The 22,572-nt window shown below is 48.2% G+C and carries 18 protein-coding genes and 3 tRNA genes; 14 read left to right on the plus strand and 7 right to left on the minus strand.

Features of this window, described 5'->3' with window-relative positions; all coding sequences use genetic code 11:
* Positions 1–26: 26 nt before the first annotated feature.
* Genes STSP1_RS09370 through STSP1_RS09380 form a run of 3 tightly spaced genes read right to left on the minus strand, consistent with a single transcriptional unit; the run spans position 27 to position 4,464 of the window.
* On the minus strand, positions 27–1,427 hold the full coding sequence (locus tag STSP1_RS09370) for a sulfatase family protein (RefSeq protein WP_085756090.1): 1,401 nt from the start codon (positions 1,425–1,427) through the stop codon (positions 27–29).
* Positions 1,428–1,429: 2 nt separating this feature from the next.
* Positions 1,430–2,827, minus strand: coding sequence for a sulfatase family protein (locus STSP1_RS09375; RefSeq protein WP_085756091.1), 1,398 nt, complete (start codon positions 2,825–2,827; stop codon positions 1,430–1,432).
* A gap of 17 nt (positions 2,828–2,844) precedes the next feature.
* Complete coding sequence (locus tag STSP1_RS09380) at positions 2,845–4,464, minus strand: arylsulfatase (RefSeq protein WP_085756092.1); 1,620 nt, start codon at positions 4,462–4,464, stop codon at positions 2,845–2,847.
* 554 nt (positions 4,465–5,018) lie between these two features.
* Here STSP1_RS09380 and argC point away from each other — a divergent pair.
* From argC to panB, 7 genes are all read left to right on the plus strand, one after another.
* The gene (gene argC, locus STSP1_RS09385) at positions 5,019–6,032 is read left to right on the plus strand and encodes an N-acetyl-gamma-glutamyl-phosphate reductase (RefSeq protein WP_085756093.1); all 1,014 of its coding nucleotides are present in this window, start codon (positions 5,019–5,021) and stop codon (positions 6,030–6,032) included.
* A gap of 22 nt (positions 6,033–6,054) precedes the next feature.
* Entirely contained in the window at positions 6,055–6,687 is a 633-nt protein-coding gene (locus STSP1_RS09390; RefSeq protein WP_161491698.1) for a metallophosphoesterase family protein, read from the plus strand.
* 88 nt (positions 6,688–6,775) lie between these two features.
* A complete protein-coding gene (locus tag STSP1_RS09395; protein ID WP_085756705.1) occupies positions 6,776–9,052 on the plus strand; it encodes a Tex family protein in 2,277 nt (758 codons plus the stop codon).
* Positions 9,053–9,120: 68 nt separating this feature from the next.
* Positions 9,121–9,900 carry a restriction endonuclease gene (locus STSP1_RS09400; RefSeq protein ID WP_085756095.1) on the plus strand — a complete coding sequence of 260 codons (780 nt, stop codon included), beginning with the start codon at positions 9,121–9,123 and terminating at the stop codon, positions 9,898–9,900.
* An 8-nt stretch (positions 9,901–9,908) separates the two neighbouring features.
* Positions 9,909–10,964 carry a site-specific DNA-methyltransferase gene (locus tag STSP1_RS09405; protein WP_085756096.1) on the plus strand — a complete coding sequence of 352 codons (1,056 nt, stop codon included), beginning with the start codon at positions 9,909–9,911 and terminating at the stop codon, positions 10,962–10,964.
* Between the two features lie 18 nt (positions 10,965–10,982).
* Positions 10,983–12,392 (plus strand): argininosuccinate lyase, encoded by a 1,410-nt coding sequence (gene argH / locus STSP1_RS09410; protein WP_085756097.1) that lies wholly within the window; start codon positions 10,983–10,985, stop codon positions 12,390–12,392.
* 3 nt (positions 12,393–12,395) lie between these two features.
* A complete protein-coding gene (gene panB, locus STSP1_RS09415; RefSeq protein WP_085756098.1) occupies positions 12,396–13,247 on the plus strand; it encodes a 3-methyl-2-oxobutanoate hydroxymethyltransferase in 852 nt (283 codons plus the stop codon).
* 87 nt (positions 13,248–13,334) lie between these two features.
* Here the strand turns inward: panB and STSP1_RS09420 are convergent.
* Positions 13,335–13,408 (minus strand) — tRNA-Arg (locus STSP1_RS09420).
* Positions 13,409–13,544: 136 nt separating this feature from the next.
* Here STSP1_RS09420 and STSP1_RS09425 point away from each other — a divergent pair.
* Positions 13,545–13,635: transfer RNA gene (locus tag STSP1_RS09425), tRNA-Ser, on the plus strand.
* A 101-nt stretch (positions 13,636–13,736) separates the two neighbouring features.
* Here the strand turns inward: STSP1_RS09425 and STSP1_RS12530 are convergent.
* The gene (locus tag STSP1_RS12530) at positions 13,737–13,898 is read right to left on the minus strand and encodes a hypothetical protein (protein WP_161491699.1); all 162 of its coding nucleotides are present in this window, start codon (positions 13,896–13,898) and stop codon (positions 13,737–13,739) included.
* Between the two features lie 62 nt (positions 13,899–13,960).
* Between STSP1_RS12530 and STSP1_RS09430 the strand changes: the two genes are divergently transcribed.
* The 4 genes from STSP1_RS09430 to STSP1_RS09445 all read left to right on the plus strand — a co-directional run bounded on the left by STSP1_RS09430 (position 13,961) and on the right by STSP1_RS09445 (position 17,160).
* Positions 13,961–14,755 (plus strand): inositol monophosphatase family protein, encoded by a 795-nt coding sequence (locus STSP1_RS09430; protein ID WP_085756099.1) that lies wholly within the window; start codon positions 13,961–13,963, stop codon positions 14,753–14,755.
* Positions 14,756–14,982: 227 nt separating this feature from the next.
* Positions 14,983–16,098 carry a glycosyltransferase family protein gene (locus tag STSP1_RS09435; protein WP_085756100.1) on the plus strand — a complete coding sequence of 372 codons (1,116 nt, stop codon included), beginning with the start codon at positions 14,983–14,985 and terminating at the stop codon, positions 16,096–16,098.
* Positions 16,095–16,958, plus strand: coding sequence for a metallophosphoesterase (locus tag STSP1_RS09440; protein WP_085756101.1), 864 nt, complete (start codon positions 16,095–16,097; stop codon positions 16,956–16,958). The genes STSP1_RS09435 and STSP1_RS09440 overlap by 4 nt, the downstream gene beginning before the upstream one ends.
* 131 nt (positions 16,959–17,089) lie before the next feature.
* Positions 17,090–17,160, plus strand: a tRNA-Gly gene (locus STSP1_RS09445).
* Positions 17,161–17,445: 285 nt separating this feature from the next.
* Here the strand turns inward: STSP1_RS09445 and STSP1_RS09450 are convergent.
* On the minus strand, positions 17,446–19,182 hold the full coding sequence (locus tag STSP1_RS09450) for a carbon starvation CstA family protein (RefSeq protein ID WP_085756706.1): 1,737 nt from the start codon (positions 19,180–19,182) through the stop codon (positions 17,446–17,448).
* Between the two features lie 183 nt (positions 19,183–19,365).
* Between STSP1_RS09450 and rsmH the strand changes: the two genes are divergently transcribed.
* Positions 19,366–20,346, plus strand: coding sequence for a 16S rRNA (cytosine(1402)-N(4))-methyltransferase RsmH (gene rsmH / locus STSP1_RS09455; RefSeq protein WP_085756102.1), 981 nt, complete (start codon positions 19,366–19,368; stop codon positions 20,344–20,346).
* Positions 20,347–20,416: 70 nt separating this feature from the next.
* Positions 20,417–21,376, plus strand: a complete 960-nt coding sequence (locus STSP1_RS09460) for a metallophosphoesterase family protein (RefSeq protein ID WP_085756103.1) — start codon at positions 20,417–20,419, stop codon at positions 21,374–21,376.
* Positions 21,377–21,433: 57 nt separating this feature from the next.
* Here STSP1_RS09460 and STSP1_RS09465 read toward each other — a convergent pair whose 3' ends face one another.
* On the minus strand, positions 21,434–22,525 hold the full coding sequence (locus STSP1_RS09465) for a family 43 glycosylhydrolase (protein ID WP_085756104.1): 1,092 nt from the start codon (positions 22,523–22,525) through the stop codon (positions 21,434–21,436).
* Between the last annotated feature and the right edge of the window lie 47 nt (positions 22,526–22,572).

A 22,572-nucleotide genomic window follows, 5' to 3' on the forward strand; every position in this document is an offset into this window, starting at 1 on the left:
TTTTGTTATACCTTTCCAATTCTAAGCTAATTGTTCTTTTGTTTCCTTACATTCTTCCACTGACGCTTCTTTGCATTGAGCTCGGTTTCTATGCCCTTGTCTCCCTGCTGAGCCATCCACTCGTCAAGCCTTGCCTTCAGGCGTTTGAAGGTGTCTTCATAGCCCGGATTGTCTGCGAGATTGTTGATATTTGCGGGATCTGCTTTAACATCATAAAGTTCAAATTCAGGGCGGTGCTGATATTTATGGGTAAAGTGCTGAGCATGCTTATCGCCCTTCTCAGCGAGCTCCATCATAGACTTAAATTCCGGATACGGCCTTTCAGTGAGCATATTCTGGAATTCATTATCAGGCATCAGGTTCCAAATCAAACGATAGCGATTATCTCTCACTGAACGGATTGGATAAGGCTCTTTGCTGTAGTAAATTCCTCTGGTAGTCTGGAGGCCGAATGTATATTCCTTGTGCTTGTCGGTTTTGCCGGTGAGAAGGCCGAGCATACTTTTGCCGTCGAGTATTTCCGGCATCTTACCTCCCGCTGCTTCAATGAAGGTAGGCGTTACGTCAACATACTCCACAATAGCATCGCTCTCGCTTCCTTGATTCACCTTCCCGGGCCAGCGGACAATCATAATCGAGCCGAGCCCGTCTTCATAGCAAGTCCATTTAGCAAAGGGGAGGCTGTTGCCCTGCTCTGAAACCACCATCACAATCGTATTCTTAGAGAGGTTGTGTTTATCCAGCAGCTCGAGGATCTGCCCAACCTGATTGTCGTAATAGGTTATCTCAGCAAGATATTTAACCCATCTTTTACGCATAACCGGCGTATCCGGCAGATATGGAGGCAAAACAATCTTGTCAGGATCGTACTGAGAAGGGTTGCCTTTGTTCCATGGCGTATGCGGCTCATTTGAGCACGCAAACAGGCAGAACGGATCGCCCTTTTCTGTGCACTCAGAGAACATTTTGTCGATAGCGTTCATATCAGGGTTGTGTTTTTTGCCGCTGTATTCAAACGGGAAAACGCTTTCGGGCTGGATGTGGCGTTTCCCTGATAGGGCAACTCTGTAGCCCAGCGGTTTGAGATAATGAACTATGCTCTTTGTCCCTTCTTTTGCGCAGGTATGATTGGGATATGCCCCGCTCTTCACCGGATACAGGCCTGTGTAGATGTTGTGCCTTGTGGGCGAGCACATCGGGGCGGCCTGAAAGCAGTTGTTCATCTTCATTCCCTGCGTTGCGAGTTTGTCTATGTTGGGTGTGTGGGCGTCTCCGCCGTAGCAGCCGATGTCTCGGAATGTGCAGTCGTCGGCCATAATGAAAACAAAATTCGGCTTCTCTGAATGTCCTGCCGCCTCAAGCAGACTCCCCGCTCCGAGGCTGAAGGCCGCTGCTGAGGCGTATTTTACAAAATCTCTTCGTTTCATATTTATTTGTCCCTGTGTTTTTTAACGAACTTCCATTTGCGTTTGTCTGCATTGAGTTCGGTTTCTATGCCCTTATCTCCCTGCTGAGCCATCCACTCGTCAAGCCTTGCCTTCAGGCGATTGAAGGTGTCTTCATAGCCCGGATTGTCTGCGAGATTGTTGATATTTGCAGGATCTGCTTTAACATCGTAAAGCTCAAATTCAGGGCGGTGCTGATATTTATGGGTAAAGTGCTTTGCGTGCCTGTCGCCTTTTTCTGCAAGCTTCAGCATAGACTCAAACTCTTTAGACCGCTCAGTTGCAGCATTCTCGAATTTGTTATCAGGCATAAGATTCCAGATCAGCCGGTACCGCTCATCCCTAACAGAGCGGATTGGATACGGCTGTTCACTGAAAAATATCCCATTAGTTGTCTGAATGCCGAAGGTGTATCTTTTATGCTTGTTTGTTTTGCCGGTGAGCAGGCCGAGCATACTTTTGCCGTCGAGGATTTCCGGGGTCTTGCCGCCTGCCGCCTCAATGAAGGTAGGCGTTACGTCAACATACTCCACGATAGCATCGCTCTGGCTTCCCGGCTTAACCTTTCCGGGCCAGCGGACAATCATAATCGAGCCGAGGCCGTCTTCATAGCAAGTCCATTTGGCAAACGGAAGGGCGTTGCCCTGCTCTGAAACCACCATAACCATCGTGTTCTCTGAGAGGTTGTGTTTATCGAGCAGATCGAGAATCTGACCAACCTGCTTGTCGAAGTAGGTTACTTCCGCAAGGTATTTGGTAAGAGATTCACGAACAACCGGCGTATCAGGAATATAAGAACGCAGCTTTAAATCTTCAGCATCATACTGAGATGGATCGCCTTTGTTCCATGGCGTATGCGGCTCATTTGAGCATGCAAACAGGCAGAATGGATTGCCCTTCTCGCTGGAGTCGTGGAAAAGCTCTTCAATCACCTTCATATCAGGGTTGTTGTTTTTCTTGCTGTATTCAAACGGGAAAACGCTTCTTGGATGTATGTGCCGCTTGCCGGAAAGGGCAACTCTGTAGCCCAGCGGTTTGAGATAATGAACTATGCTCTTTGTCCCTTCTTTGGCGCAGGTATGGTTTGGATGCGCCCCGCTCTTAACGGGGTACAGGCCTGTGTAGATGTTGTGCCTTGTAGGCGAGCACATCGGGGCAGCCTGAAAGCAGTTGTTCATCTTCATTCCCTGCGTTGCGAGCTTGTCTATGTTGGGTGTGTGGGCGTCTCCGCCGTAGCAGCCGATGTCTCGAAATGTGCAGTCGTCGGCCATAATGAAAACAAAATTCGGTTTCTCTGAATGTCCTGCCGCCTCAAGCAGACTTCCCGCTCCGAGGCTGAAGGCCGCTGCTGAGGCGTATTTTACAAAATCTCTTCGTTTCATTTTATCGCCCCTTGCCGTTAGCGTTTTACTTTTCTGCCGGGTTTAGGTATGCAGTTTACTTTCTCTGCCCACTCATACCACTTCTGCGAGAGCTCTTTAACGAGTTCAGGCTTCTTTTCTGCAAGGTCGCTGAGCTCTGTTCTGTCGGCCTCCATATCGTAGAGCTCCCATTTGTTTTCATCTTCCCAGAGCTTGTGGCGAACGGCTTTCCATTTGCCCTTTCTCACTGCTGCGTGATATTCGTGCTCGAAGAACATATACTTATGTCCCTGCCTTTTGCCTGTGGTTATTGCAGGGACAAGGCTGATTCCGTCGCTCTTCGGGATTTTATGCCCTTTGAATTTTTCAGGGTATTCTGCTCCCGCAAGGTCGGTGCATGTTGCCATAATATCAATCAGATATCCTGTTTCGTGGGTGATTGTGCCTTTGGTTTTCGCTGTTGCTTTTGGCCAGTGTGCGATAAGCGGCGTTGAAATCCCGCCTTCATGCACATAATGCTTGTATCTCCTGAAAGGCGTGTTGGAGGCATTTGCCCATGCCCTGCCGTAGGAGATGCAGCCGTAGTATTTCGGGTTGTTCACTCTATCCAGCGGAGCTCCTCCGAGCTCGCCGCCTTCTGCGCAGCCTCCGTTATCGCTCATAAACAGAATAAGCGTGTTATCCAGCTTGCCCTGCTTCTTGAGAGACTCAACCAGCTTGCCAACATTGTAGTCCATCGAGTGAACCTGAGCGGCATAAACTGCCATTCGGTAGTCCATTTCGTCTTTCTTTTTCTCGCTGAGCGAATCCCAAGGCCTCGCATCCCTTGGAGCCATTTCCCAGTCTTTCAGAAGCCCCATCTCAATCTGACGCTTGTTTCTTTCCTCTCGAATCTTATCCCAGCCCTTCATATACTTGCCGCGGAATTTCTCCACATCTTCCTTCTTTGCGTGAAGAGGCCAGTGCGGAGCGGTGTAGGCCAGATACAGGAAGAACGGCTCCTGATCTTTCTGCTCTTTAATGAATTTTATCGCATTATCCGTAAAAGCGTCGGTTGTGTAATAGTTGGGGTCGTTGATTTCAATCTGTTCATTATCCCGTGTAATCCCCCTTGGAGGTTCGGGGCGGAAAAAGTTTGAAGCTCCCGCTAATATGCCGTAGAATCTGTCGAAACCGCGCTGAAGAGGCCACATATGCCGTTCAGACATACCCAAATGCCATTTGCCTGCCATATATGTATGATAGCCGGCGGTTTTAAGCACCTCTGCTATGGTAACGCAGTTCTTGTTCATACTTCCGCGATAGCCCTCAACGCCTTTATCATGCTTTTTGCTGTTCGGCGGGTTTGTCATATGGCCGATATCGGTTTGGTGGGGGTGGAGGCCGGTCATAAGGCTTGCACGTGTCGGGCAGCACCTTGCTGTATTGTAGAACTGGCTGAAACGAACTCCGTTCTGGGCGAGGTTGTCCAGATTGGGCGTGTCGATTTCGCCGCCGTAGCAGCCTATATCCGAATACCCCATATCGTCAACGAGCACAACAACTATATTAGGCCTGTCTGTGGGAGCGGCTAAGCCGTAGCTCCCCGCTGCGGCAGCTATAACGCCCGCTCCTGTGGCCTTGAGGAAATTTCTTCTGCTGAAAAACTTTTTGTCCATTAAAACGCTCCATTTTGTTATGCATAAGAATAAATTTTACTTCTAAACGGTTAAAATTAAAGCTTATAACATTAAATAGCATCTTGCTGTAAATTTTTTCAAAAAAAACATTAAAAAAGTGAATTGGAATTATAAAATGTTGAATTGAAAGGCTTTGCCTACGCAGAGAGAAATTTTTTGTAGAGATATGAAATATACGAATGTACCTGAGTGTCTGCGTTCACTTGTGTATGTCATTGTCTGCCCGTGAGTGCAAGTGTTTATCCGATTAAACAGGGGAATAGCGGTTAGTAAATCCTTAGCGAGTCTCAGCATCGCTTCGAAAGGGTTTTCCCGGAGATATTGAGGCACACATATAATTCGCAGATTTTGTAATGCTTGAAGGATAATCGAATTTTGTTAGTATTTAAAAAAGAGCAGCCGGGTGTGGTGAACCCGGCTAAATGTAAAAGGTGTCTGTAATTAGTGTAGTGTTGGCTTTGTGTTTGATATTTTATTATTGATATAAAAATATCAAACTTATTCTTAAGGTCAAGTAAAATTTAGGAAAAAATATGAAAAAAGTTCGTGCGGCAGTGATCGGTGCCACCGGCTATACAGGAAGAGATACAATAGAGATGCTTCTCAGTCATCGTTTTGCTGAGGTTACCTATCTGACAGCTTCATCGGATGAGTCTGTGCCGGCGAGCGTTATGCACCCCCGGCTTACGGGGCGCTGCGGGCTGGATATAGAGCCGTTAAATTTCGATAAGCTCGCAGATACAGCGGATGCTGCGCTGTGCTGTCTTCCGCACAAAGTTTCGATGAGTTTTGTGCCCCGGATGCTGGAAAAGGGGCTGAAGGTTGTGGATTTCAGCGCTGATTATCGGATTAAAGACGTAGAGGTTTATGAGCAGCACTACGCCCCGCATACCGACAGGGAAAATATCTCCAGAGCAGTTTACGGCCTGCCTGAGCTTTTCCGCAGCGAGCTTGCCTCGGCAGATCTTGCGGCGAACCCGGGCTGCTTCCCTACAGGTGCGATTCTCGGTCTTGCCCCGCTCTTGAAGGCTCAAGCCGTAGATCCGGAGGATATATGCGTAAACGCTGTAAGCGGTGCGACGGGAGCGGGCAAAAAGCCCTCGCCCGGACTGCATTTCCCGAACCACAACGAAAACATCCGCCCATATAAAATCGGCTCGCACAGGCATATGCCCGAGATTGAACAGATTTGCGAAGGAGTTGCGGGAAGCGGGGTAAACGTGCTGTTCCAGCCGCACATAGGAAGCTTCGACAGAGGCATAATTTCCTCTATTTACACCCGCCCGTCAAAGGATCTATCGCAGGAAGAGCTCAAAAGATTGTTTGAAGATTTCTACGAAGGCGAACCTTTCGTGCAGGTTTTGGATAGTCCCCCAGAGGTGAAAAACGTTGCCAAGACAAACTACTGCCATATATATCCGGCAGCGGTTAAGGGCAGAATTGCAGTTTTCGCCGCGATAGACAATCTTGTGAAGGGCGCTTCCGGACAGGCAATCCAGAATATGAACATTATGTTCGGGATTGATGAAAAGGAAGGCCTGCTTTGATACCGTTTCCGAAAGGAGCAGTATGAAATTAGTATTACTCTCAGACATCCACTCAAGGTTTCCCAGAAGCGATAAGCTTGAGGCAGAGCTTGAATCGGCAGATGCAGTTTTGATCTCCGGAGATATAACAGGTTTCGGCTCTTACGACGAGGGCGAAGCGATCATCAGCCATATCCAAAAATTCTGCAAGAGCGTATTTGCTGTCGGCGGGAATTGCGATACGGGCGAGATTGCCCGCATGATTGAGCATCTCGGTGTCAGCGTGCACGGGCAGGCAGGCTTTGCCGAAGGCCTTTGCATTACAGGCGTGAGCGGGGTGGAGCGGGGAAGGCTCCCGCTGAACTTCTACGATATCCTCGAAAACTCCATCGCCGAGAAAAACTGCCGCTCGCTTGCGGTTATATCTCACGAACCTGCCTTCGGAACAGAGCGATGCGGGAGAAGCAGCTCCCGCAAGGGAAACAAGAATATCCGCAAATTCGCTGAAAACTATAAGCCCGTATTAGCGGTTAGCGGGCATGTGCACGAGGCTTGGGGCAGCCAGAAAATCGGAAGCACCGTATTTATAAATCCTGGTGCTTGGCTGGAAGGCCGCTTTGCAACGGTTACCCTTGATAATAATCTCGAATTTTCCGGAGCAGAGTTTCATAGCTAAAGTTTTCTAATCCAGCTTACAACTATATTCTTTCAGTGCAGTCCGTATGATGTTCGGCTGCACCTTTTTATTAAATATGGGATTTGAAATGAATAAAAACCACGTATCTAAAATCTCTGCCAGCCTGAGCATAAGCTCCGGGCAGGTTGAATCAACTGCCAAACTCCTGACCGAAGGATGTACCGTACCGTTTATCGCAAGGTACAGAAAAGAGGCTACAGGCAATCTCGATGAAGTAGCGATCACTTCTGTGCGTGATATGCTTGCCCAGCTTGAGGAGCTGGATTCCCGGCGAGAGACTATCCTCAAAACAATAGAGGAGCAGGGCAAGCTTACAGATAAGCTAAAGGCCGAGATAATGGCCGCCGAAACGCTCTCAAAGCTTGAGGATATATACCTGCCGTACCGGCCGAAGAGAAGAACCAGGGCAACCATCGCCAAGGAGAAAGGCCTCGAGCCGCTTGCAGAGTTTCTGCTTAAGCAGGAAGATGAGAGCATTGAAAAAGAGGCAGAGAAATTCATCGATCAAGAGAAGGAAGTGCCTGACGGGAAGGCAGCTCTTGCCGGGGCGAGGGATATTATCGCAGAAATGATAAACGAGGACGCAGATATACGTGAGAAAATCCGCGAGCTTTTCCGCAGGGAAGGCCGGTTTATAACGAAGGTTGTAAAGGGCAAAGAAGAGGAGGCGGAAAAATTCAAGGACTATTTCGACTGGTCTGAGCCTGTAAAAACTGCCCCGTCGCACAGGGTGCTTGCTATGCGCAGAGGCGCTTCTGAGAAACTGCTCACTCTACATATCGAAGCCCCCGCAGATAAGGCGGTTTCGATAATCGAAGAAAAATATATTACAGCTGCAAATGAGGCTTCAATGCAGGTGAGGGCTGCAGGCGAGGACGCCTTCAAAAGGCTGCTCAGTATGTCTATGGAAACTGAAATCCGCCTCGAAACCAAAAAGCTCGCAGACGAGCAGGCGATCAAGGTTTTCAGCGAGAATCTTCGAGAGCTCCTGCTCTCTCCCGCACTCGGCGAAAAACGCGTGCTCGCCCTAGACCCCGCCTTCCGTACCGGCTGCAAGCTGGTATGCCTGAGCCGGCAGGGCAGGCTGCTTTATGATGATGTGGTTTACCCGCATACCGGCGAGGCGAAACGAAAAGAGGCTGAAGAGAAGATCAAGACCCTCTGCGAAAAGTACGACATCGAGACCATTGCCTACGGCAACGGTACAGCGAGCCGTGAAACGGGCGAATTCCTCAAGGCGATTGATTTCGGCAGGGAGATCCCTGTGGTTATGGTGAATGAATCGGGCGCTTCTGTGTATTCGGCTTCGGAGGCGGCGAGGGAGGAATTCCCGCAGAAGGATTTAACGGTACGAGGGGCGGTATCCATCGGCCGCCGGCTTATGGACCCTCTCGCAGAGCTCGTGAAGATAGACCCCAAATCGATAGGCGTAGGGCAGTATCAGCACGATGTTGACCAGAAAAAGCTCAAGGCAGGCCTCGATGATACGGTAATCAGCTGCGTGAACAGTGTGGGCGTGGATATAAACACGGCAAGCAGGCAGCTGCTCACTTACGTATCAGGCCTCGGGCCTGCAATCGCCGGCAGGATAATCGAATACCGCGATACAAACGGGGCGTTCTCCGGCAGAGAAGAGCTCAAGAAGGTTTCGGGAGTGGGAGAGAAATGCTTCCAGCAGTCCGCCGGATTCCTGCGGATTAGAGGCGGGAACAACCCGCTCGATGCAAGCGCAGTTCACCCTGAATCTTACTCAATTGTTGAGAATATAGCCTCGGATATCGGAAGCCGAATCAGCGAAATTATCGCAAACAAAGAGCTGGTTTCTAAGATTGAAATCGATAAATACACAACCGATAAGATTGGCAGGCCAACTCTGCTGGATATAAAATCAGAGCTGCTAAAGCCCGGCAGAGACCCGCGTAAGCAGTTTGAGATTTTCAGCTTCGCAGAAGGACTCAATGAAATTACAGACTTAAAGCCCGGAATGAAAATTCCCGGCATCGTTACAAACGTAACCGCCTTCGGTGCATTTGTGGATGTGGGCGTTCATCAGGACGGGCTCGTCCATATCAGCGAGCTGGCCGATAAATTCATCAAAGACCCGATGGACGTAGTGAAAGTTCATCAGAAGGTGATGGTTACCGTGATAGACGCAGACCCCGAGCGGAAGAGAATATCGCTGAGTATGCGCGCTGCACCCGGCAAAACCGCCAAACAAAAACCATCCCCCGCCGGCAAAGAACCCCGCAAAAGCCCCAGAAAGCCGGGAAACAAAAAACCAAAACCAGACAAGAAACCACAACCCAAAAACACCTTCGGCGAAGGCCTCAATATTGAGCTTTGACATTATGCTTCTTAAAGGCGATAATTTATGAAATTGTTTGATTTTCCTTAGGAGTGAAAAAATTAAATATGAATAGATACCTTGAACTAAGCATTGAATACGCTAACCAAAGGTCTTACCTTGATGATTTGTATTCTGTTTATCCTACTATTCCTGAAGGTATTAGAAACATAGACAAGCAGGCTTGGGGCAAGGTAGAAGCCGCATTCAACAAGGGCAATAATTACGAACTAATTAAGCGGCTTCTTGAGTTTGATTTATTCCCAATTAAGGACAGTTATGTAGCGTACCTGCGTCGGGATAAAAGCTCGCTGGAGCGAAACCCAAAAACAATTAACAGATTGTCCGGCCGTCTTTATGAGATGGGGTTGGATTTGATTTATCAGAAATGCAGCGAGGCGAAAGAAACAAACCGTCAGATAGGGCCTATGTTTCGAAAATGGGCGGCAAGCAAATCTTTAGGTCTGAAGCCCTGCTCTTTGGAGCAATTTGTCTCCAATAATGAAGATGCTGTTCTTGAAGGCAGTGATGTGCAGTTGATGCGTTTCGCAAAAGAACATTTAGGATATAATCACAATAAGGGGCTTGACTTAGTTGCAAGATTTAATGGTAAATATGTAATCGGGGAAGCAAAATTTCTTACAGATTTCGGCGGCCATCAAAATTCGCAGTTCAGAGATGCTCTGGCAACGCTGGATGCCGAGGTTGATGCGGTTGCTGTTGCGGTATTGGATGGCGTATTGTACATCCGGGGAAAAAACAAAATGTACACAGAGCTAACTGAAATTTCTGCTGAAAAGAATATAATGAGTGCATTGCTGCTCAGGGAATTCTTATACAGTTTATAAGGTAAATGATGAAAAATCTTTTAATAAAAGGTGAAAATTTGGAAGCCTTGAAGCTTCTCTTGGAAGAAAGAGGGCTTGAAGGCAGTATAGATTTAGTCTATATAGACCCGCCTTTTGCAACTGGAACGGATTTCAAGGTGTCGCTAAACCGCAGCTCCACCGTAAGCTCAGCAAATGGGGGCAGTTTAGCATACTCGGATAAAATAAAGGGCAGCGAGTTTATAGAGTTCCTCAGGGAAAGGCTTATCCTGCTGAAAAGATTGCTTTCTGAGAGAGGCTCTATTTATCTGCACACTGACTGTAAAATCGGTCATTACGTTAAGGTAATGATGGATGAGGTTTTTGGGATTGAAAATTTCAGGAATGATATAAGCAGGATAAAATGTAACCCGAAAAATTTCAATCGAACTGGTTTCAGCAATATAAAAGATATGATTCTTTTCTACTCCAAAGCAAAAAATCCAATCTGGAATGAGCCCAGGCAGGATTACTCAGAGAAGGATAAAGAAAAGCTGTTCCCAAAAACAGATTCACAGGGCAGGCGATATACCACAGTACCTATCCATGCCCCGGGCGAAACTAAAAACGGAAGGTCTTCTCAAGAATTCAAAGGGATGAAGCCCCCAGCCGGAAGGCATTGGCGGGTGGATGTTCAAACGCTTGAGAGCTGGGATGAGCAGGGGCTTTTGGAATGGTCTTCCAATGGTAACCCGAGAAAAATAATATATGCAGACGAAAAGGATGGCAAGAGGGTGCAGGATATATGGGAATTCAAAGACCCGCAATACCCCACCTACCCCACTGAGAAAAATTCAAAAATGCTGGAGATGATAATTAAGACATCTTCGCTGAAAAACAGCACTGTTTTGGATTGTTTCTGCGGCTCCGGAAGCACCTTGAGAGCTGCGGAAAAGCTCGGCAGAAGTTGGATAGGGATAGACAGTTCGCCGCAGGCAATAGAAACAGCGCAGAAAAATCTGCGTGAAGATTCGTCTTCAACTGCCCTTTTTGATTCTTGCAGTATGTATGAAATGTTGGATATTTCAGAACAGTCGATGGTTTAATTTAGAATACAATTAATTATGACAGATAAACAGAAAAGCTGGCAGAACAGGCTGGAAAATGCTCCCGACGAGCTTTCGATGAATTTCGTTGAGTCTTTATCGTACGACAAAAGGCTCTATAAATACGACATTCAGGGCTCGATTGCCCATTGCGAGATGCTCGAGCAGCAGGGGCTGATAAGCTCTTCTGAGCGTGAGCAGATAGTTAAGGGGCTGCTGGAGATACAGGCTGAGATCGAGGCGGGCAGCTTCGAGTTTGATGTGTCTCAGGAAGATATACATATGGCCGTTGAAGCGGCTCTGATTGAGAAAACAGGCGACCCCGGCCGCAAACTCCATACCGGCAGAAGCCGCAACGACCAGATCGCAACCGATATGCGGCTCTGGATGAGAGACGAGATAAACCGACTGCTGGAGAAGCTCTGCTGCCTGCAGATGGCCTTCGCTGAGCTCGCAGAGAAATACACCGAAGACGTTATGCCCTCATATACGCACCTCCAGCGGGCGCAGCCGATTGTGATAGCTGCATACCTTCTCAGCTTCGTGGAGCAGTTCGAGCGAGATAAAGGCCGGCTTAAAGACCTTGCTGCAAGGGTTAATATATCGCCTCTGGGCAGCGGGGCGGCTGCCGGGTCTACCCTCCCGATAGACCGCAATCTCACAGCAGAGAAACTCGGCTTTGCCGGCATAACCCAAAACAGCATAGATGCAGTTTCAGACCGCGACTTCTGCGCAGAATTCACATTCGCCTGCTCAATGATTATGACCCACCTCTCCAAGCTCGCAGAGGATTTCATAATCTTCAGCTCCACAGAATTCAGCTTCGTGAAGATCAGCGATACATACTGCACATCTTCAAGTATGATGCCGCAGAAACGCAATCCCGATATGCTCGAGCTCATCCGCGGGAAAACCGGAAACGTGTTCGGCTCGCTCAGCGCACTGATGATGATGCTCAAGGCTCAGCCCAGCACATACAACCGCGACCTTCAGGAAGAAAAGATCCATATTTTCAATGCAGCGGACTACGCGAATAACTGCCTCGAAATGGCAGCGGCCATAGTTTCTAACACGCAGTTCCGGACGGATAAAATTGCCTCCGGAATAGATGAAGGCTTTCTCGATGCCACAAGCCTCGCTGAATACCTCGTTAAAAAGGGCGTTCCGTTCCGTCAGGCGCACGGCATAGTGGGCACTGCAGTAGCCCTTTGCGAGAAAAGAGGGCTCAAGCTAAGCGAGCTGGAGCTGGAAGATTTCAGAAATCTCTCTGAGGCGGTGGAGGAAGACGTGTATGAAAGCCTCACTGCTGCTAACGTTGCAAGGGCATACACAAGCCCGGGAGCGGCGGGCAAAACGCAGTCTGAACAGAGAATTAAATATTGGAAGGAAAAGCTGAACACTTTTTCATCGGTAAAGGGCGAGGAATAGAAAATGAATAAGCAGAAAGTTGCGGATTTATACGAAAAGAAAAATAAAGGCGAGCGTTTTTCCCTGCTCACCTGCTACGATTATACAATGGCGAGGATCCTCAGCAAAACGGATGTTGATATGCTGCTCACGGGCGATTCTGCCTCGCAGATGATTCTCGGCGAGAACAATACCCTCAACATCTCAATGGATATGCTCACAGCCCTAACTAAATCTGTGAAAAGGGGAGCCCCTGATAAGCTCGTTGCCGCGGATATGCCGTTTATGTCTTACCAGCCTTCCATAGAGCGGGCTCTTATAAACGCAGGCAGATTTGTTGCCGAGGCGGAAGCAGATGCTGTGAAGATTGAATCGGGCTGGCCGCAGGTGGAAACCGTGCGTGCGGCGGCAGACAGCGGAATCTGCATTATAGCCCATATCGGCCTGAGGCCGCAGTCTATAGGGCTCAAGGGCAGGCCCAAGGCAGAAGGCACATACGCCGAGGATGCTGTGGACCTTATCAAACTCGCCCTTGCGCTGGAAGAGGCGGGTGCAGGATTTATCCTTCTCGAGGCCGCTGCAAGGGAAACAGCAGAGCTGATGCAGAGCAGGCTCTCTATCCCGCTTATCGGCTGCGGAGCCGGCCCCTCATGCGATGGTCAGGTGCTTGTGGTGAATGATGTGATGGGAATGTTCGACGGGCCTGCCCCGAAATTCGCAAGGAAATACGCAGAAATCGGCTCAAGCATCGCCGCCGCCGCAAATGCATACCACGAAGATGTGGTTTCCGGCGCATACCCGCAGGACACAGAATCCTACCATATAAAAACGCAGGAAAAACAAAAGCTCGATGATATGCTCAAGGAGATGTCATAATCAGCATTGAGAACCGTGAAGCGGGGGAATCATAAATCTATCGTTTCATAAAAGCGGGGGCAGGCTTGAGAGGGGATAAAGAGAAAATACGTCAGGAAGGATTCGAACCCTCAACCTTTGGTTCCGTAGACCAACGCTCTATCCAATTGAGCTACTGACGCATCAGTTTCTGCCGGCTTGCAGGAATGCAGTAATTTACAAAAATCTTGGCAGATTTCAAGCGAATTATCTTGCATACCGCAATTAAATTTGTATATTTTTCCTCTCGCCGTACAATTGCGTCGGCAAAACTCTTACGGAGAGGTGACCGAGTGGCTGAAGGTAGCGGTTTGCTAAACCGTCGTACGGGGTATCCCCCGTACCGCGGGTTCGAATCCCGCCCTCTCCGTTTTTCTTTAAAGGCTCATCCGAATTATCATTACCTTTGAATATGCCGGTTCAGCAGCCTCACGCTGATATTCTGCATTTCTTCGGCATCCATACGCTTTTTTACGGGATATCTCTGATTTTAACGTTTGGAATTTTCTTTTGCCCCCTGCAGGGATTTTCATAACTGTTAGACAGGAGATTCTGCAAATCCTTGCATAGCAATGGCTTAGTAAGTGTCATAGCAATTGCCGCATAGAGCCCGATTCCCGTCAAAATTGACATTTTACATTTACCTGATAATATCTTGTTTTGGGGAATTTTTTTGAAACTCTTAAAGGAAATCCGTGTATTCTAAAGACGTAAGAATTGCCAAAAAAGCTGCGAGGCTTGCCGGCGAAAAGGCCTTGAGCGAGCTTGGGAACATCAAAACCAGCTTCAAAAACGGCAACGAAGTGGTAACTCAGGCAGATCCGCTCTGTCAGGAGATTATCATAGACGAGATAACCAGACACTGTCCTGAAGACGGCATTATCGCTGAGGAAGGCGAGGACGGAAACGTTCTTGTTTTGCCCCCGAAAGGCTCCCGGAGATGGTGGATCATTGATCCTATAGACGGAACGAACAACTACAGCAGAAGGGTTATGCTCTTCAGCGTTTCGATTGCCCTTTTCGATGGTGGACGCCCCGCTGCTGGAGTGGTATATAATCCGGCGAGCGAAGAAATGTTTGAGGCAAGCCTGAACGGCGGAATGTTCCTCAACGGAATCAGGAGGTTTTGCAGCGAAGAAGGCGTGGAGCCTCAATCAATGATTGCCATCGACAGCTGCTGGCCGGAAGGGATCCCGCAGGGCATTGTAGAGCTGTGCACCAAATGCAAGCTTAGAAACTTCGGCTCAACTGCACTGCATCTTGCTTATGTGGCCGCTGGGTCTATGAATGCCTGCATTGTAAACAAGAACAGAATATGGGATTTTGCGGCCGGGGCTATGCTGATTCAGGAAGCAGGGGGGAGGCTTACTTATCAGGATGGAACTGATATAGTTCCGCTTAATCCAAAGACCGCTTCAGAAAAGAATTTCGAACTTACAGCCTCAAATAAGGTAATACATAACAGAGTATTAGGTGCTTTAATAAGCTAAGCCCTCAGGCAGAGTTCCTTATCGCTTTCCTTGCCCGTAACTTTTTTTATGTTAGAATAAGAGATATAAGCAGACAGAGAGTGTTAAGTCTTATTTTGTTAGCTTTTTGTTAGTAAATTGCTGGAAAAACTAATCTCAAGCTAATATACAACTAACTTTTGTCTGATTAAACGCTTATAAATTTTTGTTTAATAGAGGCTGAAAATTAAATTTTCGAGGGAAAAGAGATGGCCAGAATATTATATGGAGTGGCCGGTGAAGGTTTCGGCCACAGCAGCAGAGCACATATCACAGGCAAGATGCTCATAGAATCGGGGCATGAGGTTCTGTTTGCAGCGTCCAACAAATCTCTGGAATACCTCAACAGGTATTTCCCCGGGAAGGTGTGCAAAATTCACGGGCTCACTTTCCATTACGAAAATTCCACAGTGAATCTTCCAAAAACTTTCTTCTCGAATTTTTCTCAGCTTCCTGAGATGCTGCAGATCAACAATAAAACGTTTAACGGGGCAGTGAAAGATTTTGCTCCGGATGTAGTGATAACAGATTTCGACCCGTTCACTTCTCACTGGGCTTGCAAAAACGATGTCCCGTGCATCAGCATAGACCACGAACACCTGATGTGTAAATTTGAATTCGACCGCCCGGAGACAGGCTGGTTCGAAAGGCTTATGAGTGATACGGTAACAAAGATTTACCTTAAAGATATTTCTGAATATATAGTTTTGAACTTCTTCAATGCCTGCCCGCTAGCAGATAATGCCCGCCTTTCTCCTCCTGTGATGAGAGACGAGGTAGCAAAGCACACGCCCAGCAGCGAAGGCGACCACGTGATCTGCTATGCTACTACTGAGAGCTGCCTTGATGATTTCTACAGGGTTTTCAAGAAGTTCCCGCAGCAGGAATTCCTGCTCTACGGCTTCGGGATTGAAGGTGTAGAGGGCAACTGCGTGTTCAGGCAGCGGAACACAGAGAATTTCCTCAGAGATCTGGCAAGCTGCAAGGGAGTGATCGCTTCAGGCGGGTTCTCGCTTATAAGCGAATGCCTGCATTTCGGGAAAAGGATGCTGGTTAAACCGATTCAAAATCAGGTTGAACAGATGATAAACGCCTACCACCTCGACAGAATGGGTGCTGGGGCGTATGTGGATAAGATTGATGAAAATGTACTTGGGAACTACCTTGAATGGCTCAGGGAAACGCCTTCATTCGGGCATAAGGATATGCTTCGCCCGAACAACGACGCATACTTCAGCATTCTGGCCGGCGTGCTGGCCGATGTTACTGGCGGAAAGGCAAGGTTGCCAAAATACGAAAGAAGTGTTGAGCTTTCAGGCTTATGAAAAAATTTCGAAAAAGAGATGTACCGCTTTACATAGTCAGTGATCTTCACATCGGCTCGGGCAAGAGCAGGGACAACTTCTCCTGTCCGGACAAGATGGCAGAATTCCATCGTTTTCTCAATGAAGTTGACAAGGAAGACGGCCAGATTATCATCCTCGGCGATTTTATGGACTTGTGGAGATTCAGCTTTAAGAGCATACTCAAAAAACACGACGAGCTTATCTCCCGTTTGGGTGAGATGGACTGCTACCTTATCCCGGGGAATCACGACCTTTCACTGAACAACCCTGAATTCCACCGCAGCAAATACCCGCTGTTTGACAATATTACCTATCCGTTCTCAATGAAGATTGGTGAGAGGGACATAGCTTTCTGGCACGGCCACGAGATGGATATGCTCAACAAATACATCAGGCCGTCTTTCGGGAAAACGCTCGGGCATTCTGTCCTGCCGGTGGAGCATTTCGCAAGGGGGCAGATATTCAATTCGGATGTGATTGTGGAAGGATTCTTCAGGGTTGAGTCGTTTCTGCTGGCTATATGGAATACTGTTGTGGATACATTCATTGATGCAGAAACAGGGCTCGAAAAGATATCGCCGGAACTCATCTTCAGCCTGCTGGCAAGAAAACACAACGCAAAAAGAATCAGGAAATTTGAGCACCAGTCTTCCCAGCAGGGCAAAACTGTGATCTCAGCACATACTCATCAGGCGGGTATGTTCGGCAACTGGTATTTCAACAGCGGATCATGGACAACTTCGAAATCTGATTTTCTCAAAATATGGCCGACGGGAAATATCGACGTTCTAAAATGGAATAGCGGCTCGCAGGCTGTGAACAACAGAATCCTCGCCTGATGACCGAAAGCATTGCCGGTCTTGAAATGCCTGAACTTGCGCACAGGCAGAATTTCGCATTTTCATCCAAAATTCTGCAAAACAGATTGACATTTGTACCGCTTTCAATATATTTAGCAGTCCTTCAAAATGCGGGTGTAGCTCAATGGTAGAGCCCCAGCCTTCCAAGCTGGTCATGTGGGTTCGATTCCCATCACCCGCTCTTGATTACAAGCCGTTTTTCTGCACAGAAGACGAATTACTCTGTAGTACGCAGAAATTTCCTCGCAGCTCTAAGCCCGCCCGCTAAGCACCGATTATCGCTAATGTGCAGGCTCACCCCTGCGGCTCAAATTAGGACGTATAGGGCAAACAGCTCAGGCAGGGCGCAGCGGCAGAGAAACAAAGCTTTCCATAACTAATAAACTTAAATTCCATCGTTATCTTCGCCCGGAAAGCAGTAAAACAAATTAAATCCATGGATTATCACTTTGCAGTAACTGTTGGATTATGTCGGTGAAGCGCTGCTTTTTTGCTCTGCGGGTTTTCTGCAGAATACGACAGCTGCCTCTATTGTTACCCAGAGCGCAAGCACGAAAACCAGCCCGCCTATAATCACCAGCAGGGTGTTTCCGTTATCAGCGAATCTTATCTCATTGAGCACCATCGCCCAGTTTGTGATAATGAGCATAAAGATGCATGGAATCAGGGCAAAGATGAATTTCTTTCCACCTTTGGTTCGCAGATAAAGCGTTACAACCAGCAGAGCCAGAGCAGCGAGGAGCTGATTTGCGCTTCCGAATAGCGGCCAGAGAACCAGAGCCCCTTTTCCGCCTGCGCCGTTTGCAAACGCCAGCCCTGCTGCTGTGAGCACTGCAAGGCTCGTGGCTGCCCAGCGGTTTTTCAGCCATCCAATTTTGAAATCCTGAGCCAGCTCGCCCACAACATATCTCTGAAGCCTTACGGAAGTGTCCAGCGTGGTGCTTGCAAAGGAGGCGATAAAGACGCCCATAAGCGTAGTTCCAACGGCAGCGGGGATCCCGATAGAGCCCATCATATTCGCCGCCCCTAATACAACCGGCCTCAGCTTGCTGTCCAGCCCGTGCGAGCCGATATATGTTGAATACTGCTCGTTCCATGCCGCTGAGCCGGTGAGAATCTGCCCGTCAACCTCCAGGGCCATCCCGATTCCCGCTGATACACATACAATCACCAGAAGCGCAAGCACTCCCTCCAACAGCATCGATCCGTATCCAACAAACAGCGAATCGCTTTCCTTCTCCACCTGCTTTGGGCTTGTCCCCGAGGCTACGAGTGAATGAAACCCGCTGACCGCTCCGCATGCGATGATTACAAACATAAACGGCCAGAGAGCCGGTGTGGTATCAGGCACGTCCTTGTTGATCATCGGGGCGGAAATGGCAAAATCTGTTGAAAAACCGGAAAAAACCGCTCCTGCAATCAGCAGAGTTAAGGCGATGAAGAGCTGCCATGCGTTGATATAGTCTCTGGGCTGGAGAAGCGTTGTTACCGGCAGGGTGGAAGCTATCCATGCGTAAATAAGCAGAAGTATCACCCAAACCCCTGAGCTGGGTATGCCCATTACAGCCGGAATCTCTATCGGGAAATACGAACCTGCAATTATCATCAAATACATTGCGATAACCGCTGCGGCTGTGCTGATATTCACATTCGCTCCCATTTTGTAAACCGCCTTCCCGAGAACCACTGCAATTGGGATCTGCAGCCAAACAGGGATCACAGAGTTTGGGAAGAGGGTGAATACGCTCGCAATTACAACCCCGAAAACCGCTATCACAATCAGCAGGGTTAAAAATACAACCGCAAAGAATATAAAACGCACTCGTTTGTTGATGTATTTTGCTGCGGCCTCCGATACGCTCCTTCCCTCGTTGCGCATTGATACTACAAGCGAGCCGAAATCGTGAACTGCACCCATAAATATCGAGCCGAGCAAGATCCATAAGACTGCCGGCAGCCAACCCCAGATGATCCCGATAGCAGGCCCGACAATAGGGCCTGTTCCGGCAATTGAGGTATAGTGATGGCCGAAGATTATCCCCCGCTTGGAGGGAACATAGTCTATTCCGTCGTTTATCTTTCTGCTGGGAACTTCTCTTTTGTTGTCAAGCCGGAAGATCTTGCGGGCAAGGAATCTGCCGTAGGTGTTGTAGGCAACGATATACCCGGCAAAGCAGACTGCTAATAAAATAAGCGTTTCCAAAATAAGCTCTCCGAAAAACAATATTTCCTTTCAAAATATTATAATCGTAATGAAATCATATTAAACCAAAAAGGCGGTTTTCAAAAGGAAATTAAGTTTGCCATTTAAGCGAAAAGTGTGGATAATTACGGCTGAAAGCTGATTATTTAAGGCAGCGGTGTTAAAAGAACAATTCAAGACAGTATGACCGAGAGAAAGAAGAAAATAGCTGCTTCGCCTATGAGAGCAAAGGGAAAAACAAAACCCGGAACACACAGGCCTGTGCTCGAGAGGGAGGTTCTCGAAAAGCTCTCCCCTTGCCCGGGCGAAACTGCTGCAGACTGCACGCTCGGTTACGGCGGGCATGCAAGAAAAATTATGGAAAGGCTCGGCGAAGACGGGCTGCTTTTCGGATTTGATATAGACAGCCAAGAGCTTGAGAAAACCAAAATGAGGCTCAGCTCGGTGAAGTGCCGGTTCTGGGGGATAAACAGGAATTTCCGGTTCATAAAAGAAACGCTCAGCGAGGCTGAGATCAGCGGGTTTGATTTAATACTTGCGGATTTAGGCGTTTCGAGTATGCAGGTGGATAATCCCAAGAGGGGAATAAGCTACAAAGCAGACGGGCCTCTGGATATGCGTATGGACACACGCCTTGAGCTGACAGGTGAGAAGATTCTTCGGGAATATCCCGAGGAAAAGCTCTCAGAAATATTCGATAAGTACTCCGATGAACCAGATCATAAGCAAATTGCCTCCCTCATTGCAGGCCAGAGGAAGGCCTTCCCGCTTACAAACGTAAACGAACTTATCGATTTAATTCTCAATGCCAAAGGCTATTCGAGAAATACCTGGCAGAAGCAGAATAAAAAAAATCCATTTGGTTCTTCACATCCGGCAGCAAGGGTGTTTCAGGCTCTAAGGATAGAAGTCAATGATGAGCTGGGAGCCCTCAGCGATTTACTTAAAGCCGCACCGGATCTCCTGAATCCGGGCGGACGGATTGGAATAATATCCTTCCATCAGGGAGAAGACCGGCTTGTGAAGCAGGCATTACGCAAAGGCCTGGATGAGGGAATTTATTCGTCTATTTCAAAAAAAGCCGCCTTACCTGCACCTAAGGAGATTACCCAAAACCCCCGCAGCTCTTCTGCTAAATTCAGGTGGGCGGTGAGGAGTAAATAAAATGTTAATATTCGAACGTAGAATTTAGCGATGCTGTAATTAAATTTATTTTTTAAGGAAAGGCAAAAAAATGAGCGGTAAAGAGATTAACAGAAGAAGTTTCCTTGGCGGAGCAGGGGCCTTGGCAGCAGGTATAATGGTGAATTCAGGTGCGGCGGCGAAAGCCGCGCAGAACAGCAGTGAAGCCTCCAAGCAAACTTTTAGAATATGCCACCTAACAGATATTCATATCACCCCTCACAGAGATGCCCCCGAGACTTTCGAAAAGGCGATCAAGCGAATCAATTCATTAACGCCAAAGCCCAGTCTCATAGTTACCGGCGGAGACAATATTATGGATTCCTTCGCAACCCCTGAGAAGCAGGTGAAAAGGCAGTATAAGGTGCTTGACAGCCTAATGGCGAAAACGGATATCCCTGTAAAATACTGCCTCGGCAACCACGACCTCTGGGGCTGGAACAAATCCAAGAGCAAAACCACAGGCGAAGAGGCAAAATGGGGAGCAAAATGGGCGATTGAGCATTACGGCCTCCCGGGCGAATATTATTCGTTCAATCATTCGGGCTGGAAATTTATTATGCTCAACACAGTTAAGCCGGACCCGAACGATAAGAACGGATACATAGGCGGGATTGGAGAAAAGCAGTTTGCATGGCTTGAGAACGTGCTTGCTGGGATGCCTTCAGATATGCCTGCGGCGATTATTTCGCATATCCCATTGCTCACAGTAACAAATTTTGAGCTTCTGGATTCAGGGGCGAATCTGCCTAGAATAAATCCCGGCTGGATATGCTACGACGGGCCAAAGGCAGCAAAGCTTTTCAAAAGACACAAAAACGTAAAGCTATGCCTGAGCGGACATATGCACCGCAGAGACAGAATTGACTATATGGGAGTGAGCTATATCTGCGACGGAGCTGTATCCGGCGGCTGGTGGCGCGGCCCGCACAGAGGCTGCGAGGCAGGCTTCGGCTTGTTAGACTTAAACAGCGAGGGAAGCTTCAATCACGAATATATCGAATACCTGTAAATCCGCTGGTTCTGCACAATTCGAGTATTATATAAGGATTAGTTTCGCAGGCTTTGGTCAGAATTCCTGTGCTTCCTCTTTCCCTGGCTCTGCATAGAGAGGATCCAGCGGCTCAACGTGAATCTCCCCGCTCTCAAGCTGACGGATGTCCATGGGCACAATCGTAACGCCTTGTTTGTTCACGGTGTAGGCGGTATCGCTTAGATCCTTGGTTTTCGCTTCTTCTCGGCTGATTACGGGAACGTTTGCATTGTAAAACGCAGTGCACCACCATTTCCCGCTTTTATCCTTGAAGAGGGTGCCGTGGCCGAGGAACCTGCCTGCAAATTTCCTTTTCCCGTATCCGCTGTTTATCTTATCAGAAACGCAGTAGTAAAGGTTGTATGAGCCCTTGCGCATCTTATCTGTTGACCAGCCCGTTCCAAAGAGCACAAACTTATCACCGATTTTCCTTATCATACAGCCCTCATGGCCGATTTTTCTGTTAGAAGGCCAAATGCGAGCCCACTTCCCGGCCACGCCGGAAAAATCTTCCTTGAGCGGGACAATATTGGCCGCCCCCCAGATAAGCCAAACCCTTCCGCTTTCATCCTGAAAGAGTGTAGGGTCGTGCCTTTTGCGTATATTTTTGCCCATGGGATTCAGATAAGGCCCTTCAAGCTTTCTGCCCTTTGTTAAGGATAGGTTAGCGCCGTTCACGGGTGCGGGGCTCGTATGAACAATCGCCCAGCGTCCGTCTATAAAGTGCATTTCCGGCGCCCAGAGCCTCCAGTCGTTTATCTCTCGGTGTTTTTCAGGATAAACCTTCGGCCAGATCCCGTCTGCAAGGGAATAAGGTGCCCCGATATACTCCCAGTCTATGAGGTTCCTGCTCCTCCAGAGACGCATAATATGTCCCACTCTATTCGGAGAAACGTTCTTGTTGTACTTGTTGCTGAGGTGTTTAGGGTTTTCCGGGAGTTTTGTAGTGCCGGTAAGGTAATACCAGCCGTCCGGCATAAGGATGATATACGGATCTCTTATCCAGCCGTCTTTGATGTGAAGGGCTTTGTTTCTCGCCTTGAGTCCTTCCTTTATCTCTTCGGCGGGCAGTGCCGCAAACAGCGAGACGCAAATTAAAACCAACAGGAAAAGAGTTATTTTTCTCATAAAGCGTTCCTTTATCTAAATTCTAATGAAGCTGACTGCATTATTAG

Origin of the sequence: Sedimentisphaera salicampi (genome assembly GCF_002117005.1) — a bacterium.
GTDB lineage: Bacteria > Planctomycetota > Phycisphaerae > Sedimentisphaerales > Sedimentisphaeraceae > Sedimentisphaera > Sedimentisphaera salicampi.

Excerpts from the sequence above, each read along its gene's own strand:
- STSP1_RS09405 (WP_085756096.1), top strand. The coding sequence starts at position 9,909 with ATGAAAAATCTTTTAATAAAAGGTGAAAATTTGGAAGCCTTGAAGCTT.
- STSP1_RS09380 (WP_085756092.1), bottom strand. The coding sequence starts at position 4,464 with ATGGACAAAAAGTTTTTCAGCAGAAGAAATTTCCTCAAGGCCACAGGA.
- rsmH (WP_085756102.1), top strand. The coding sequence starts at position 19,366 with ATGACCGAGAGAAAGAAGAAAATAGCTGCTTCGCCTATGAGAGCAAAG.
- STSP1_RS09465 (WP_085756104.1), bottom strand. The coding sequence starts at position 22,525 with ATGAGAAAAATAACTCTTTTCCTGTTGGTTTTAATTTGCGTCTCGCTG.
- STSP1_RS09370 (WP_085756090.1), bottom strand. The coding sequence starts at position 1,427 with ATGAAACGAAGAGATTTTGTAAAATACGCCTCAGCAGCGGCCTTCAGC.
- panB (WP_085756098.1), top strand. The coding sequence starts at position 12,396 with ATGAATAAGCAGAAAGTTGCGGATTTATACGAAAAGAAAAATAAAGGC.
- STSP1_RS09435 (WP_085756100.1), top strand. The coding sequence starts at position 14,983 with ATGGCCAGAATATTATATGGAGTGGCCGGTGAAGGTTTCGGCCACAGC.
- STSP1_RS09460 (WP_085756103.1), top strand. The coding sequence starts at position 20,417 with ATGAGCGGTAAAGAGATTAACAGAAGAAGTTTCCTTGGCGGAGCAGGG.
- STSP1_RS09395 (WP_085756705.1), top strand. The coding sequence starts at position 6,776 with ATGAATAAAAACCACGTATCTAAAATCTCTGCCAGCCTGAGCATAAGC.
- STSP1_RS09400 (WP_085756095.1), top strand. The coding sequence starts at position 9,121 with ATGAATAGATACCTTGAACTAAGCATTGAATACGCTAACCAAAGGTCT.
- STSP1_RS09390 (WP_161491698.1), top strand. The coding sequence starts at position 6,055 with ATGAAATTAGTATTACTCTCAGACATCCACTCAAGGTTTCCCAGAAGC.
- STSP1_RS12530 (WP_161491699.1), bottom strand. The coding sequence starts at position 13,898 with ATGTCAATTTTGACGGGAATCGGGCTCTATGCGGCAATTGCTATGACA.
- argC (WP_085756093.1), top strand. The coding sequence starts at position 5,019 with ATGAAAAAAGTTCGTGCGGCAGTGATCGGTGCCACCGGCTATACAGGA.
- STSP1_RS09440 (WP_085756101.1), top strand. The coding sequence starts at position 16,095 with ATGAAAAAATTTCGAAAAAGAGATGTACCGCTTTACATAGTCAGTGAT.
- STSP1_RS09375 (WP_085756091.1), bottom strand. The coding sequence starts at position 2,827 with ATGAAACGAAGAGATTTTGTAAAATACGCCTCAGCAGCGGCCTTCAGC.
- argH (WP_085756097.1), top strand. The coding sequence starts at position 10,983 with ATGACAGATAAACAGAAAAGCTGGCAGAACAGGCTGGAAAATGCTCCC.